Below are 16167 nucleotides of genomic sequence, written 5' to 3'. Positions count from 1 at the left end.
GTCTGAACCGATTTGAAACGGGAGGAATTTTATGACTATTGAAGCGTTGGCGCGTTTTCAATTTGCGATGACAACTATTTTTCACTTTTTCTTTGTTCCTTTTTCGATTGGAATGTGTTTAATTGTTGCTGTTTTGGAAACCTGTTATGTGGTCACTAAAAATGAGGACTACAAAAAATTGACAAAATTCTGGGGTAATATGATGCTCTTGAGTTTTGCGGTCGGAGTTGTAACGGGGATTATTCAGGAATTTCAGTTTGGAATGAACTGGTCAGATTATTCACGTTTTGTGGGGGATATTTTTGGAGCACCTCTTGCAGTTGAGGCCTTATTGGCTTTCTTTATGGAATCAACCTTCTTAGGACTCTGGATGTTTACCTGGGACAATCAAAAAGTCAGCAAGAAAGTGCATTTGAGCTTTATTTGGTTGGTTGTCTTTGGTTCTTTGATGTCTGCGATGTGGATTTTGATTGCCAATAGCTTTATGCAGCATCCTGTTGGTTACACCATTGAAAATGGTCGTGCTCAAATGACAGACTTCTTTGCGCTGATGACGAATCCCCAATTTTTCTATGAATACAGTCATGTGATTACGGGTGCTATTACCATGGGTGGTATCTTGGTTGCAGGGATGTCAGCTTTCAAATTATTGAAAAAAGAGACTTTGAAAGACACAACAGTAGCTCTGTACAAAAAATCTGTTCGGATTGGTCTAGTCATTTCACTTTTTGGTTCTTTGGCAGTTATGGGAGCAGGGGATTTGCAAATGAAAGCTTTGCTTCATGATCAGCCTATGAAATTTGCTGCTATGGAAGGTGATTATGAAGATTCTGGCGATCCGGCTGCCTGGACAGTTGTTGCTTGGGCTAATGAGGCAGATAAAAAACAAGTGTTTGGGATTAAAGTACCTTACATGCTAAGTATTTTGTCTTATGGCAAACCCTCTGGTGCAGTTCCTGGAATGAACACTGCTAATAAAGACTTGGTTAAAAAGTACGGGGAACGCAACTATTTTCCTATGGTTAACCTCTTGTTTTACAGTTTCCGTTTGATGGCTGGTTTTGGGATGTTAATGCTTGGGGTATCCGTACTTGGTTTATTCTTGACACGAAAGAAAAAGCCAGTGCTTTATCAACACAAGTGGCTGTTACGCGTTATGGCATTGACTACCTTTGCACCATTTATTGCTAATACACTTGGTTGGATTATTACTGAGCAAGGGCGTTATCCTTGGACTGTTTATGGCTTGTTTACGATTAAAGATAGTGTGTCACCTAATGTTTCTGTGGCATCACTCTTAGTGTCAAATAGTGTTTATTTTGTCTTATTCAGTGGGCTTGGTGCGATGATGGTAAGTTTAGTGATTCGAGAATTGCATAAGGGTCCTGAACACGAAGAGGCGCACTTACCAGTAGCCAGTCAATCTTCTATTGATCCATTTGAGAAGGGGGCATATTAAATGACGGCATTACAATTCTTTTGGTTCTTTCTTATTGGTCTCTTGTTTGCAGGTTTTTTCTTCTTAGAAGGATTTGATTTTGGTGTTGGGATGGCTGTGCAGACCTTGGCTCATAATGAGCATGAAAAAGACCAGATTGTCGAAACTATCGGCCCTGTATGGGATGGTAATGAGGTTTGGTTGTTAACGGCAGGCGGTGCTATGTTTGCCTCATTCCCTTATTGGTACGCTTCTTTATTTAGTGGCTATTACTTGATTCTACTAATCATTTTGTGTGGTTTGATTATTCGTGGGGTTTCCTTTGAATTTAGACACAAGGTTCCAGCAGAGCAAAAAAACATCTGGAATTGGACCTTAACCATTGGTTCAGCCCTTGTGCCATTCTTCTTTGGGCTTATGTTTATTAGCTTGATTCAAGGTGTGCCTCTTGATGCTAAGGGGAATATGATGGCTCACTTCGGGGATTACATTAATCTCTTTTCACTTGTTGGCGGGGTGGCCGTGTTACTCTTGTCTTACTTGCATGGTTTGAACTACATCAGCTTAAAAACGACTGGTCCTGTTAGAGACCGTGCTCGTAATTATGCAGCCTTTTTATACTGGGTCTTGTACCTTGGTTTGCTTGTTTTTGCCCTCCTCTTGTTCCTTAAAACAGATTTCTTTAGTCAACATGCTTTAGGGACACTCGTTTTATTAGTAGTGATTGTGGCTTTGTCCCTTTTTGCGCATGCTAGTGTCTTTAAGCAACATGAAATGTCTGCTTTTCTAGCAAGTGGGCTTACCTTTGTTGCTTTGGTTGCGCTCTTGTTCCAAGGACTTTTCCCAAGGGTAATGATTAGCTCCATTAGTTCGAAATACGATTTGTTGATTCAACATGCGTCATCGTCACCTTATACTCTTAAAATCATGTCTATTGTGGCGATTAGTCTAGTGCCATTTGTTTTGGCCTATACTGTTTGGGCTTACTATATTTTTAGAAAACGTGTTAGCCTTCCAGTGATTGTGACAGGAGACAAATAATGCTAGATAAAGCGGTTATGCGCTTGTCAGGTATTCATAAGATTATGGGATTGCTTGTGGGGCTGGATGTTCTTCAGGCAATCTTTATTATCGGACAAGCTTATTTTTTAAGTCGTGCTATTACTGGTTTGTGGCAAGGAGAAGTTCTATCAACGCAATTACCTGCAGTATTGTTGTTTATGCTATCTTATGCGGGTAGGCATGTCTTAACTTATTTCAAAGATGAGTGTTTGGATCACTTTGCCAGACGAGAATCCAGTCAGCTAAGAAAGCAATTATTAGGAAAATTATTTGAACTTGGTCCCCACATTGTTCAAGAAGAAGGCACTGGGAATGTCATCACCATGGCACTTGATGGCATTGGGTTAGTCGAAAACTACCTCCATCTGATTTTGAGTAAAATGATTAAGATGAGTATCATTCCTTGGTTTATTCTCGCAGTTATCTTTTATTTGGATTGGGAATCTGGCTTGGTCTTATTGCTGGTCTTTCCTTTGATCATTGTGTTTATGATTGTTTTGGGATTTGCAGCGCAAGCAAAGGCTGATCGTCAGTATGCTTCTTATCAACTGTTGTCTAATCATTTTTTGGATTCGTTGCGCGGCATTGACACCTTGACATTTTTTGGTATTAGTAAGCGTTATGGCAAAAGCATTTATCGGAGTAGCGAAGCTTTTCGTAAGGCAACCATGAGTAGTTTACGGATTGGGATTTTATCCACTTTTGCCTTGGATTTCTTCTCAACCTTATCGATTGCCATTGTTGCTGTCCTTTTGGGGCTTCGTTTGATTAAAGGGGAGATTTTACTCTTTCCAGCCTTGACGGTGCTGATTTTGTCGCCAGAATATTTTTTACCAGTACGTGATTTTTCTAGCGATTATCATGCGACTTTGGATGGTAAAAATGCCTTTCAGGCTATTCAGAAGATTCTTAATCGTCCAAGTCATCGTAAGGCGCAACTAGAGCTTCCAAGATGGAGTGCAGACAGTCAGTTGGTCTTGGATAATGTTGCCATTCAGTACGGGTCTAAAAGTTTACTAGAAGGAACTCATTTTACCGTTAGTGGTTTTCAAAAGGTTGGTATTATTGGCATGAGTGGTTCAGGGAAAACGAGTTTGATTAATCTGCTGAGTGGTTTTTTAGAAACGATTGCTGGTCAGATTCGTTTGGGAGATCAAGTGCTTGATAACCTTGATCAGGAGACTTGGCGTCAGCAGTTATTGTATATTCCTCAAAACCCATATGTTTTTGAAACTAGTCTCAGAAACAACATAACCTTTTACACGCCAGATGCTGGTGAAGATGAGGTTTTAGAAGCCATTCGGGTGGTTGGTTTGGAAGAATTGGTAACAGAATTGCCAGACGGTTTGGACACACGTATCGGAAATGGAGCAAGACCCCTAAGTGGCGGTCAGGCACAACGGATTGCCCTAGCGCGTGCTTTTTTGGATAAAAGCCGTCGGGTTATGATTTTCGATGAACCGACAGCTCACCTTGATATTGAGACAGAACTGGAATTGAAAGAAAAAATGATTCCTTTAATGGAAAATCGTCTGGTCTTTTTTGCAACTCACCGGCTGCATTGGCTCAATCAGATGGATGTGATTTTGGTGCTTGAAGATGGCCGCTTGGTTGAAATGGGAGACTATGATAGTCTTATGGGACAAAAAGGCCAGTTGTATCAGTTGACAGCAGCTATGGGAGGTGATGTGTGATGAAAATTCCCTTACGTGATGCCCTGAAGCATGATGACTGGGTAAAACCTTATTTGAAACAGTACCGAGTCCCACTGATTTTAGCCTTGTTTTTAGGATTTTGTACCTTCTTTTCAGCTGCGGCTTTGATGTTTAACTCTGGCTTTTTAATTAGTAAATCGGCTTCTTTGCCGACCAATATTTTACTGGTTTACATTCCCATCGTTTTGACCCGTGCCTTTGGAATTGGTCGTCCTGTTTTTAGATACTTGGAGCGATTGACGAGTCATAATTGGGTATTGAAAATGACCTCTAAACTTCACCTAAAACTTTACAAAGCGATTGAACAGGACGCTGTTTTTATGAAACGTGATTACCGTTTGGGTGATGTCATGGGGTTACTTGCTGAAGACATTAATCATCTTCAGAACCTTTACTTGCGAACAATTTTTCCAACCATTATCGCCTGGTCACTCTATTTTGCTATTATTATCGGACTTGGCTTTTTCTCTCCTTTCTTTGCGGTTGTGATGGCACTCTATTTTTTGATTAGTTTAGTGCTCTTTCCCTTGTGGTCAGTGTTGGTTAATGGAGCCAGACAAAAGCGGGAAAAGGCTTTGAAGAATACACTCTATACAGACCTAACTGATAATGTCATGGGAATTTCTGATTGGATTTTTAGTCAACGGGGGCAGGATTACGTGCAGTTGCATGAAGCGTCACAGGCAGACTTGCAAGCTGTGCAGCAGCAAATGCGTCATTTTCATCATGTGCGAAGCCTTTTATTTGAATTGGTTTTCGGCTGTTTAGTGGTTTTGACTATTATCTGGACTTCTATGACCTTTTCTGGGGATCATGGAGGTCAAGCCAATTGGATTGCGGCCTTTGTCTTATCCGTTTTTCCTTTAGTGGACGCCTTTGCTGGTTTATCAGCGGCGAGTCAAGAAACTAATGTTTATGCTGATTCGATTAGTCGCTTGAATGGCTTGCCTCAGCCTAAAGAAAGAGAAGATCAGCCTTCCTTACCTCAGGAGCCTCTTGATTTTCATATTGAAAATCTGACATTCCGTTATGGGTCAGGGGAGAAAAAAGTCTTGGATCAGTTTAGTCTAGACATTAAGGCTGGTGAAAAATTAGCTATTCTAGGGCGCAGTGGTTCTGGGAAGAGCACCCTAGCTACCCTGTTACGTGGTGATTTACTGGCTGAAGAGGGGCAAGTCTTGTTAGGAGGTGTCCCTGTTAATCAGTTGGGAGATCAGGTTGCTGATTATATTGGTGTGATTCAACAAGCCCCTTATCTCTTTCATACTAGCTTGCTTAATAACCTGCGTTTGGGAAATGAGGAGGCCAGCTTATCTCAGGTCTGGGATGTTTTAGATCGAGTTGGCTTGCGCAAAATGGTGGAAAATCTGCCAGATGGACTGAACACTATGGTCGATGAAGCAGGTTTGCGTTTTTCGGGTGGGGAAAGACATCGTCTAGCATTGGCTCGTATCTTGCTTCAAGAAGTGCCGATTGTCTTACTAGATGAGCCAACCGTTGGGTTGGATCCGATTACGGAACAGACTTTGCTAGCAACCTTTATGGAAGCCTTGGAAGGCAAAACCTTGATTTGGATTACGCATCATTTGAAAGGTATTGAACACGCTGATCGGGTCATTTTTCTGGAAAACGGAAAACTTGAAATGGTAGGAAGTCCTACGGAGTTGTTTAACACTAGCGAGAGGTATCGTCGCCTTAAAGCCATTGATGATGGCAAATGGTAATCTAAGGAAAAAAGTCTGAGATAGCATTATGTGCTATTTCAGACTTTTTGGTTTTTTGAAGATACCTACAATAAAGGGGAATGGTTAAATATGGCGTTTGAGTAAATGGTTGGTCAGCTGGAAGAGTTGTTTTTGGGCTTTGACGCTAGGCAATTTCTCGATGTCAGTCAACCCTTTTTCGGTGAACCGTCTGGCTAATTGTCGAGCGGCTTTGATACCACCAAGGTCAATGACTTTTTGGGCGACCAGCTGTCGTTCGGTGAGGCTGATTGTGTTTTTCTTATCCAAGAAGGGCTTAAAAGTTTGAGGCTCTTTTTGTAGAGCTAACAAGAGAGGCAGGCTGTAAACACCGGTGGTTAAGTCTTCTAAGACAGGTTTGTTAAAGGTGTTCTGATTGGCTGTGTAGTCTAAAATATCGTCTAAAATCTGAAAAGCCATGCCAATATTGAAACCAATTTTGCCAGCTAATGCCACGACTTTGGTATCTGCTCCTCCAAAATAGGCCCCCTCTTTACTAGCCAGTCTAAAAAGCGCAGCTGTTTTACCGGAAATAGAATGGAGATAGCTACGGATGGATTGGTCTTGATTAAATTGCAAGTGCATCTGGTTGAGCTCTCCCATGAGGATCTTTTTCATGGTTTTAGCGTTAATGGTCATATAGGGAGTGTCTACCATGCTTTCTAAAATCAATTCAAAAAAGACAGTGAAGAGTAAGTCTCCTGTGTAAACGGCGACATCTTTTCCAAAGCGACTTTGAATGGTTTTTTGCCCTCGTCTGAGAGGCGAATCATCGATAATATCATCGTGAATCAGGGTTGCCATGTGTAAGATTTCAAGGGAAGTGGCAATTTTGAGGAGCTTGCCTTCATTTTTAGCCTCAGTCTGTCCAAATTCGGAAAAAAGGTAAAAAAAGGCAGGGCGGAGGTATTTGCCACCGGCGGTGCTCAAGTCAACAATAGCCGTTTCAATAGCAGGGTTTCTAACAGCGACCCGCTCAGCAATAAGGTCACAAATGTGGTTGATTTTAGCCTGCATACGAGGATTTTTGCTCCAAAACGAAGACATAGCCATACTCCTTGCTTACTTTATTTCTTTATTTTACCGCATTTCAGGCAGGATGACTAGGATTAGAATTGATAAGTCATAAGCTTTTAAAAAAAAGGAATACCCTCAAGGTTGCAGTCGAAAAAGACATTCTGTTAGAAACGCTTGACGAGGTTACCCCAAGGCTGAATAGGCCAATCATTTGTTAGAAAGCATACATTTATTTGAATTTTTCCTGAGGTTTGTGTATATTTGATAGTGTACTGGTATGAGAGTAAGGAGTATTATGGTAACAATCATTGAGAGAGCTCCTGCAAAAATCAATTTGGGCTTGGACATTCGGGGAAAACGACCAGATGGTTATCATGATTTGTCAATGGTTATGGTCAGTGTTGACTTGTGTGACTATGTGACAGTCGATCATTTGAACGAAGACAAGATTGTCTTTACCTCAAACTGTCCTAAAATGCCTGTTAATCAAACTAATGATGTTTATAAAGCAGCGCAGCTGATGAAAGACCGCTTTCAGATAAAAACAGGTCTTTCCATTTTCTTGGAAAAACGCATTCCTGTTTGTGCTGGTATGGGTGGAGGTTCTAGTGACGCTGCTGCCACCATCAGAGCCTTGAATCAATTGTGGCAACTTAACCTTAGCTGCGAGGACATGATTGATATTGGCATGCAGATCGGTAGTGATGTCCCTTATTGTTTAGTTGCAGGTTGTGCCCAAGTATCTGGTAAAGGGGAAGTGGTCAGTCAAATTGCTGGCCAGTTATCGTCTTGGGTGGTTTTAGTAAAACCAGAGTTTGGCATTTCAACGCGAACGGTATTTTCAGATATTAATTGCGACACCATTTCACGAGTATCCATTGATGGATTGGTTGCTGCTATTGAAGCAGATGACTATGAGGGATTACTACTGACAATGGGCAATTCTTTAGAAGATATTTCCATTGCCAAGCGTCCTTTTATCCAAAAAATAAAGGATAAAATGCTGCAAGCTGGTGCTGATGCAGCCTTGATGACAGGCAGTGGCCCAACGGTGTTTGCCCTGTGTAAAACTGAAAAACAGGCTAACCGAGTGGTCAATAGTTTAAAAGGATTTTGCAAGGAAGTTTATAAGGTGAGAACCTTGTAAAACTGTGCTAAGTTTGCTTCTTTAGAGGCTTCGTGTTATAATTAACTGGTTAACGAAAGAGGGTACTTATGGGGACTTTAGAAAAAAAACTTGATAGTTTAGTGAATGCTATTTTGATGAAAGCTGAAAATCAGCACGAGCTGTTGTTTGGTGCTTGCCAAAGTGAGGTCAAACTCACCAATACACAAGAGCACATTTTAATGCTTTTGTCACAGGACCGTCTAACCAATACCGACTTGGCTAGAAAATTAAACATTAGTCAAGCAGCAGTCACTAAAGCTATTAAAAGTTTGGTCAAACAAGACATGCTAGCAGGAACTAAAGATACTGTTGATGCTAGGGTGACTTACTTTGAATTAACCGAGTTAGCCAAACCGATTGCTAAAGAACACACCCACCATCATGATGAGACCTTAAATGTTTACAACCGTTTGCTAAAGAAATTCTCCGCAGAAGAGCAAGAGGTTGTTGACAAATTTTTAACAGTTTTTGCGGAGGAATTAGAAGGGTAGTCCATGCGATATATATCAGTGGAAAATCTCTCCTTTCAATATGAGAGTGATCCAGTTTTAGAAGGCATCACTTATCATTTAGATAGTGGAGAATTTGTCACCATGACTGGCGAAAATGGTGCTGCAAAGTCAACCTTGATTAAGGCAACTTTGGGCATTTTAAAACCAAAAGTTGGTCAGGTTACCATTGCTAAGAAAAATAAAGATGGTAAAAAATTAAGAATTGCTTATTTGCCACAGCAGGTGGCTAGTTTTAATGCTGGTTTTCCTTCCACAGTTTATGAGTTTGTGAAGTCTGGTCGTTACCCACGTAGTGGTTGGTTCAGACCTTTGAACAAACATGATGAAGAGCATGTGCAAGCCAGCTTAGAAGCTGTTGGCATGTGGGAAAACCGTCATAAGAGAATTGGTAGTTTATCAGGTGGTCAAAAACAACGTGTGGTTATTGCCCGTATGTTTGCTTCTGACCCTGATATTTTTGTGCTAGATGAGCCGACAACAGGGATGGACAGTGGAACGACGGATACTTTTTACGAATTGATGCACCACAATGCCCATCAACATGGGAAAGCGGTATTAATGATTACCCATGACCCAGAAGAAGTGAAGGCTTATGCTGATCGTAATATCCACTTAATCAGGAATCAAAACCTTCCTTGGCGGTGTTTCAACATTCATGATGTTGATGCAGATGGTGACAAAGGAGGTCATGTTCATGCTTGATATTTTGTCCTATGACTTTATGCAAAGGGCGGTAATGGCTGTTGTGGCAATCAGTATTTTTGCTCCAATTTTGGGAATTTTTCTCATTTTGCGTCGTCAGAGTTTGATGAGTGATACCCTTAGCCACGTTTCTTTGGCCGGGGTAGCATTTGGAGTAGTCCTTGGTATTTCCCCAACCATCACAACCATTATTGTTGTTGTTTTGGCCGCTATTTTGTTAGAGTACTTGCGTGTGGTTTATAAACACTACATGGAAATTTCGACGGCTATTTTGATGTCGCTTGGTTTGGCCTTATCCTTGATTATCATGAGCAAGTCAACCAGCTCCTCCAACATGAGTTTGGAACAATATCTTTTTGGATCTATTATCACCATTAGTATGGAGCAGGTTTTTGCTTTGTTCGTTATTGCAGTGATTATTTTGGTCTTAACCATTCTTTTCATCAGGCCGATGTACATTCTGACCTTTGATGAAGATACTGCTTTTGTAGATGGTCTGCCGGTGCGTCTGATGTCTGTCTTATTCAATATCGTTACTGGGGTTGCTATTGCTTTGACCATTCCAGCAGCAGGAGCACTTTTGGTTTCTACTATTATGGTTTTGCCAGCAAGCATTGCCATGAGACTGGGGAAAAACTTTAAAACAGTTATCTTACTAGGAATTGTCATCGGTTTTAGCGGTATGTTATCTGGCATTTTCTTATCTTATTTCTTTGAAACGCCAGCTAGTGCCACCATTACCATGATTTTCATTAGTATTTTCCTCATAGTTAGTCTAAGTGGAATGCTTAAAAAACGGTTAGTTTAATCAGAAAAAATCCTCACATGTTTAACATGTGAGGATTTATTTATAAATGTGTTAAAAAAGGCGTAAGATCCCAATTTTCTTGATTAATGGTGATGCCCTCCCAAAAGCTATCATTAGTTAAGCGAGGGATCAAATGAAGGTGAAAATGAGTCCCCTCATCCATCAACTCCTTGTCATTGCTGACGCTAGTGACGCCTGAAATGGGAAGGTGCTGCTCTAGCTTAGCAACTAGAGCGGTTTGTAAGTCGATGAGATCATAGCGCACTTCCTTTGGCAGTTGTGTCAAACTAGTGTAATGGTCTTTGGAAATCAGTAAAAGGTGCCCTTTTTGGATAGGATCAATATCAAAAACAACCTTGAAATAGCGACTTTGAGTCAGTAGCTGACTTGCTTTGAGCTGATGGCAAAAGTTACATTCTGTCATAGGTGAATCTCCTTATGAAAAACCGAGCCAGAGCTCGTTTAATGGGTTATCTAGTAAGTGAGAACAGCGTAACTTTACTTACTGTTGTTACAAACCCTTATAAAACAAGTGTTTGAGTGGTTTCGGTCTTCTTATTTTTATTTTTGTGGACTTACAGGTTATTTATAGCTTTCTCAAAATAGGAAACAGCTTCCTTTTCTTTTTCTTTTGAGATATGTCCGTACGTGTCTAAGGTCATTTTGATATTGGAGTGACCTAATCGGTGTTGTAGTTCTTTGTAACTGATACCGGCGTTCAGCAATAAACTAGCGTGAGTATGTCTAAAAGCGTGAAAGGTAAAGCGAGGGATACCTATTTCTTTGCAGCGGTGTGCTAATGCTTTTGATCTAACGTCACTACTCGCGTATGTTAGGGTTGGACTAGCAAAAATGACTTTAGGAGCATGCGCACCGATTTCTATAAAAATTAATCTTTGTCTATTCCTATATTGTTTTAACAGTAGGACTAGTTTGTTATCAATACTAATGATACGCTTACCGGATTTTGTCTTGGGTGTGCTGATTTGATTGATTTGTCGGTTATACGTCTTTGAGATACTAACGGTACCAGCTTCTAAATCAATATCAGACCATTCGAGAGCTACCGCTTCACCAAAACGGCAACCAGTGGCTAACAAAAAGCGATAAAGGACGTTATCATAATAATATTGATATTTGGTTGGTGCTAATGTTTCCATATAGTCGAGCAATGCTTTTAGATTTTGAGGATTAATAAATTTTACCCTATCGGCTGATTTCTTTTGCTTTTTAGGGATAATGATTTCCCTAGCTGGATTATAAGGAATAAGTTGCAATAGTACCGCATATTGGAGAATTCTGCGGTTAATAGAGCAAGCAACCTTAAAATTTACTAAGGTGTGTGCTAGTTTATTGGCAAATTGTTGAACAAAGCTAGGAGTTATCCTTTCTAACTTCATATTACCGAAAACGGGCAGAATATGATTTTTAAGCAGCAATTTAGTGCTTTCATAAGTCTGTGGCTTAACGGTGAGCTGATAACTCTTTAGCCATAGTTCTGCCAACTCTTGATAATTCCTAATCTGTGCTTCTTTATGTATTGTAGAACCATTAGACAGGAAGTCAAACTGCGTGTGTTTGGCTTTTTGCTTAACTTCTGTCTGTATCCTTCCGGTGAGACTGGTTTTTACTCTCTTACCTGTTACCTGGTCAATACCTAGATAAATACTGGCACGATAAACGATTGTACCGTTTTTTTTTTTATGTTCTGTTATCTTCATGATCATAAACCTTTCCATCAGCAGGCAAGCTATTATTAAAAGGGTTTTAGGTTTATATCATGTCAGGGCTTACGAGAAGGTCTTTATTTTCGTTTCATTTCTTCTAGTAGAGAATACATAGCATCAATGTGGTTATATTTTTGAAATTCAGGATCTTGGTTTTGTGCAATAAAGTATACGTATTGTCTACCAGATTTGAATTTATTGATAGCTTGTTTTTCCACTAATTTTTTTAAATATTTTAAAATTGTATTTTTATGGATTTTTAGTTTTTCTTCCAAAGTCTCTCTTGTTATGAAACGGTTTTCGATTATTAACTCTAATATTTTTTTCTCATATTCGTTATCAATATCTAGGTTATCTATAAGGGAAGTATCCCATAATGTAAGTTCAACTGAGTCTAATTCAGTTCGTAATTTGGGATACTTTAAATGACTCTCTTTAACTGCTTCCATTATTTTAGGGATACCAGTTCCCGCTTTTTCACATAAATTTAAAAACCTAAAAGTTTCTTGTATTAAGTAGTTTCTTGGATCAGAATGTGCCCCACTAAAAAAGTCCTTTAGGTCAATTCTAAGTGTTCCGCCATTTGTGAATATATATCTATCAGAATATCTAATTACCATTATCCCTTTTTCGCTTTTATAATCACTATGAATAAGGCTGTTAACGAATGCCTCACGAATTGCAATTCGTAACTTTGAAATCCCAATTCTATTCATAGAATTTTCTTGAATGTTAGAGTTGTCATTTAAAGTTAGATACAATTTTTCGATAACTAGGTGAAAGAAATTAAAAAGATTATCTTCTCCCCACGTACCATCATAAATTACTCGGTCTTTAAATCGATTATTTTCGGTAAATTCTTTTAAAACATATTCTACGTTATAGTGAGGAATAAACTCTTTTATGGCATTATGTGTTCCAAAAATTAATAATCCAGCCACAGTTGGTTTTATTTTATTGTCTGTACGATCTCTTCGTAGAGCGTTTATTTTTAAGAGAAATTGCTCGGTGTCTAATTTGGAAAAAGGGTGTTCAGCATTAATATTATCGAACTTTTCTCTATAACGGTTTATTGTTTCTCTATCTAAATCTAAAATAGAGAAATCCTGAACAAGTGTACTATCAAAACTTTCTTTTGCAGAATCTCTTAGCATCGCATTGATTTGTTCTTGTGAACACCTAAAATCACCAGTCCCCTGACGAAAATAGGTAGATGCTATATTGTCATTAAGATATATAGGTTTATCCTTGTAGTCAACCTTGTTAACAGAGATAATGATAATCTCTTTTCCTTTTATATTTGTGACTTCAACACTTTCTTCATTAATCACATTTCTATTAATTTTCTTAGGGTTATTAAGTAAACTATATAATTCGTCCAGTACTTTATCGGAATCATTAACGCCGGAAATATAAAAATCTTTACTCTTTGTGTTTTCTGAGACCCCTAGAATTAACAGACCATTATTTGTATTAGCGAAGGAACAAATTGTTTTCATACCGTCTTTAGGGAAAGAATTTTTAGCTTCTTTAAATTCGACACTTTGATTCTCCCCTGATAATAACAATTTTTGTATATCGTATTTTCTCATTTTTTCTCCAATCAATTCGCACACGCATTCGCACACGCATTCGCACACGCGCAGACTAATAAGTTTGTTTCCTGTTAGAAAAAGGCGTTATTAAAGGATTTGTCGATAACAATCAATTCGCACACACATTCGCACACGCGCGGGAAAGTTTAAAAATCATCTTAGTTAATTTGTTTATAACTTGTGCCAGTTATTGTTATACCATTCTCTCACGGCATCTCTTGGAAAGGCTAATCTTCTTCCATATCCTCTATCAATCTTAGGAAAATCTTTCCGATAAATAAATTCAGGTAAACGACTTGTAGAACAACCGAGCAAAGTTGCCAATTGTTTTTGGTTAAGTTCCATGGGTAATGTCTGATCAATATCAATGACTTTTATTTTTTCAATGATTACAGCCTGGACCATGTCACCGAATTTATCAGCCATTTGTTGCATTAATTCATCCATATTTTCACACTTTCTTTATTATGTATTTCTTAATAGCAAAGTATCATAGTAATTTTAGACACCTTGAAAAGATGACATTGCTGACGTCTTAAAAAGAAAATCGGCCATTTTATCCACCCTAAAAAGTGACAAGGTTTAGACAAGGCCAGCGGACTTGCTGAAGCATGAGGGAAGCACGCGCAGAAATCTCTAAAAACCTCTAATTCAGAAATAAACTGATTAGGTATTTAGGATTTTCACACCGTGGCGCGTGGGTTAGTCTACTTTATCACTCGAGTGATGGAGAGCCATATTTTTCAAAAGTCGCAAAGCAACCACAATATCTTTTTTCGTGTATTTTTTAGATAATCTTTTTTCAGCCTCTATTTTTGTTTCACCGTTTTCAAATGCTCTTATAAATTCTAATCCGATAATGCTTACTTTGCTGTAGTAATCAAGCATCTCTCCCACAGTCTTGGAAGAAGCATCGCCGTTTTCAGTAACCGAACTTTCGATGTTAGATAACTCCATTAGACCATTCAACCATGAATCAATTAATTTTATTTGTGGATTTTCCTCCCTTGGATTAAAACGTAAATCTAAATCGGATTTTTTTATATTTAAAAAATCAGCTATTTTTTGAAGATTCCCCGGTGTAGGCAAGGATTTTCCCTTTACGTACCCAGTTATCGTGCTTTTTGGGATATCTGTATTATTATGTAAATCAATTTGCCGGACTCCTTTTTCTTTCATAATTCTGTTAAGATTATCAGAAAAGTATTCCCTATTTTTTATATCCTGCGGGCTATTCTTTGCCAAGTGATTCCCCTCCATTTCACTAATTTTCTATTTTGATTATAACACAAAAAACGACATAGTACGAAAAAAATAAAACTTTTGTTCAAAAGCACTTGACCAAGTACGAAAATAATAGTACTATTGTTTTATCACTTTTGAAAGGAGTTAAAAAATGACACAATGGACACTAAAAGCGTGTCGAGTAAATGCAGGTTATACCTTGCGACAGGTAGCAAAAAAAGTAGGCAAGAATTTTCAGACCATCTCAAAGTACGAAAAAGATAGTACTCTAATTCCTTTTGAGCTGTTGAAAGACTTGTCAGAGTTGTATCATGTTAAGTTAGATGATATTTTTTTAGGTGATAGTACGAAAAAAATAGAACTAACACCAGAAGAGTTGAAAGGACAACTTATTGAGAACAGAAACATGGAACGGATATACTATCCGATTTGTAGAGCATAATGGCGAATGGTGGGCGGTGCTAGCTGATATTGCTAAAGCACTAGATCTGAAGCCAAAATTTATTAAACAACGTTTGGGAGATGAGGTTGTTTCAAACAACCACGTCGCAGACAGTTTAGGGCGTCAACAAGAAATGTTAATCGTTAATGAGTTTGGCATTTATGAAACTATCTTCTCAAGCCGTAAGAAGGAAGCCAAAACCTTTAAATTATGGGTATTTGAAACCATTAAACAGTTAAGACAAAGCACAGGCCTAGAGGGCTTCCAAGTGTTTAGAATGTTAGATAAAGAACATCAGAAGCAGGCAATGAATAGACTGGTTAATGGCTTAGAACAGGTTAAACAGACTGACCTTATCAAAGCCAACACGATTGCCAATAAAGCGGTATCTAATAAGTATGGATTACCAAAGATGATTGGCAAATCTCAAATGACTGAACAAATGTTAAAAGATAGAGAGCAGTTATTAGATGATACCGTTGAACTTATGGTAATCAAGGATAAATTTGACCTTGGTATCAGTGTTTCAAACGCTATTTACAGTAGAGCAACCCATTAAGAAAGGTAGGTAAATAAAAAATGGCTAGAACACCATTTACACAAGAATTATTACATCAGATATTTGACGATACAGGAACAATGAGCATAGAGCTGATTGCTGAACGGCTCCCCGATTGGCCTGAAAAAGACATCAAGCTTAGGCTGGCAGCTTGGCGGTATCGAAATAACATTGATTACACCATGGCAAACGGTGAAATTGATACCTTTGAAATTATCAATAACAGAAAAGCCATATCCGAAGAAGTTTCCGCAGGAAGGCAACTTAAGCTTGAAGAGTATTTCAAGCAAGTACAGGCAACGGCTGAAATTATTAATAAACCGACTGCTAGCGACACCAATCGTTTAAAGGCCATTCAATTACAACAAGTGGCTATGGATGAAATTCCTGATCAGTATTTTAAAGAACTAACGGAACTCTATGGATAAAGGAGAA

Annotated in this window: 15 protein-coding genes and 2 pseudogenes; 11 read left to right on the top strand and 6 right to left on the bottom strand. The window is 38.7% G+C overall.

Features of this window, described 5'->3' with window-relative positions; translation table 11 throughout:
* Positions 1-31: 31 nt before the first annotated feature.
* From EL097_RS02315 to cydC, 4 genes are read left to right on the top strand one after another with little or no spacing between them, the layout of a single operon-like run.
* Entirely contained in the window at positions 32-1459 is a 1428-nt protein-coding gene (locus tag EL097_RS02315) for a cytochrome ubiquinol oxidase subunit I (RefSeq protein ID WP_003046109.1), read from the top strand.
* Entirely contained in the window at positions 1460-2479 is a 1020-nt protein-coding gene (cydB, locus tag EL097_RS02310) for a cytochrome d ubiquinol oxidase subunit II (RefSeq protein WP_003046111.1), read from the top strand.
* Positions 2479-4194 (top strand): thiol reductant ABC exporter subunit CydD, encoded by a 1716-nt coding sequence (gene cydD, locus EL097_RS02305; RefSeq protein ID WP_003046113.1) that lies wholly within the window; start codon positions 2479-2481, stop codon positions 4192-4194. The genes cydB and cydD overlap by 1 nt, the downstream gene beginning before the upstream one ends.
* Complete coding sequence (gene cydC, locus EL097_RS02300) at positions 4191-5939, top strand: thiol reductant ABC exporter subunit CydC (RefSeq protein ID WP_039994740.1); 1749 nt, start codon at positions 4191-4193, stop codon at positions 5937-5939. Before cydD ends, cydC begins: the two co-directional genes overlap by 4 nt.
* 84 nt (positions 5940-6023) lie before the next feature.
* On the opposite strand, the gene EL097_RS02295 is transcribed toward cydC, so the two are convergent.
* A complete protein-coding gene (locus EL097_RS02295; protein ID WP_003046117.1) occupies positions 6024-7004 on the bottom strand; it encodes a polyprenyl synthetase family protein in 981 nt (326 codons plus the stop codon).
* A gap of 265 nt (positions 7005-7269) precedes the next feature.
* Here EL097_RS02295 and ispE point away from each other — a divergent pair, with 265 nt between their 5' ends.
* From ispE to EL097_RS02275, 4 genes are all read left to right on the top strand, one after another.
* On the top strand, positions 7270-8121 hold the full coding sequence (gene ispE / locus EL097_RS02290; RefSeq protein WP_003046119.1) for a 4-(cytidine 5'-diphospho)-2-C-methyl-D-erythritol kinase: 852 nt from the start codon (positions 7270-7272) through the stop codon (positions 8119-8121).
* A 68-nt stretch (positions 8122-8189) separates the two neighbouring features.
* Positions 8190-8633, top strand: a complete 444-nt coding sequence (locus EL097_RS02285) for a zinc-dependent MarR family transcriptional regulator (RefSeq protein WP_003046122.1) — start codon at positions 8190-8192, stop codon at positions 8631-8633.
* Between the two features lie 3 nt (positions 8634-8636).
* Positions 8637-9356, top strand: coding sequence for a metal ABC transporter ATP-binding protein (locus EL097_RS02280; RefSeq protein WP_003046124.1), 720 nt, complete (start codon positions 8637-8639; stop codon positions 9354-9356).
* Entirely contained in the window at positions 9349-10164 is an 816-nt protein-coding gene (locus EL097_RS02275; RefSeq protein ID WP_003046126.1) for a metal ABC transporter permease, read from the top strand. The genes EL097_RS02280 and EL097_RS02275 overlap by 8 nt, the downstream gene beginning before the upstream one ends.
* A gap of 40 nt (positions 10165-10204) precedes the next feature.
* Here the strand turns inward: EL097_RS02275 and EL097_RS02270 are convergent, their stop codons facing one another.
* The 5 genes and pseudogenes from EL097_RS02270 to EL097_RS11105 form a co-directional block, all read right to left on the bottom strand.
* Positions 10205-10588, bottom strand: a complete 384-nt coding sequence (locus EL097_RS02270; protein WP_003046128.1) for an HIT family protein — start codon at positions 10586-10588, stop codon at positions 10205-10207.
* Positions 10589-10739: 151 nt separating this feature from the next.
* The gene (locus EL097_RS02265; protein WP_129544920.1) at positions 10740-11885 is read right to left on the bottom strand and encodes a tyrosine-type recombinase/integrase; all 1146 of its coding nucleotides are present in this window, start codon (positions 11883-11885) and stop codon (positions 10740-10742) included.
* Between the two features lie 83 nt (positions 11886-11968).
* Positions 11969-13483: an RNA-binding domain-containing protein gene (locus EL097_RS02260; RefSeq protein WP_003046132.1), complete on the bottom strand. Its 1515-nt coding sequence runs from the start codon at positions 13481-13483 to the stop codon at positions 11969-11971.
* A gap of 174 nt (positions 13484-13657) precedes the next feature.
* Positions 13658-13933 (bottom strand): helix-turn-helix transcriptional regulator, encoded by a 276-nt coding sequence (locus tag EL097_RS02250; protein ID WP_003046134.1) that lies wholly within the window; start codon positions 13931-13933, stop codon positions 13658-13660.
* Positions 13934-14500: 567 nt separating this feature from the next.
* A pseudogene (locus tag EL097_RS11105) lies at positions 14501-14731 on the bottom strand (helix-turn-helix domain-containing protein); the annotation flags it as partial.
* 151 nt (positions 14732-14882) lie between these two features.
* Here EL097_RS11105 and EL097_RS02240 point away from each other — a divergent pair.
* The 3 genes and pseudogenes from EL097_RS02240 to EL097_RS02230 form a co-directional block, all read left to right on the top strand.
* Positions 14883-15107, top strand: a pseudogene (locus EL097_RS02240) (helix-turn-helix domain-containing protein); the annotation flags it as partial.
* Positions 15108-15123: 16 nt separating this feature from the next.
* Positions 15124-15732, top strand: a complete 609-nt coding sequence (locus EL097_RS02235; RefSeq protein WP_039994743.1) for a BRO-N domain-containing protein — start codon at positions 15124-15126, stop codon at positions 15730-15732.
* Between the two features lie 20 nt (positions 15733-15752).
* The gene (locus EL097_RS02230; RefSeq protein ID WP_003046143.1) at positions 15753-16160 is read left to right on the top strand and encodes a hypothetical protein; all 408 of its coding nucleotides are present in this window, start codon (positions 15753-15755) and stop codon (positions 16158-16160) included.
* Positions 16161-16167 lie beyond the last annotated feature (7 nt).

This window comes from Streptococcus canis (genome assembly GCF_900636575.1).
Lineage (GTDB): Bacteria > Bacillota > Bacilli > Lactobacillales > Streptococcaceae > Streptococcus > Streptococcus canis.
Note: the sequence above shows the minus strand (reverse complement) of the source record. Positions and strands in the feature narration are given on the sequence as shown.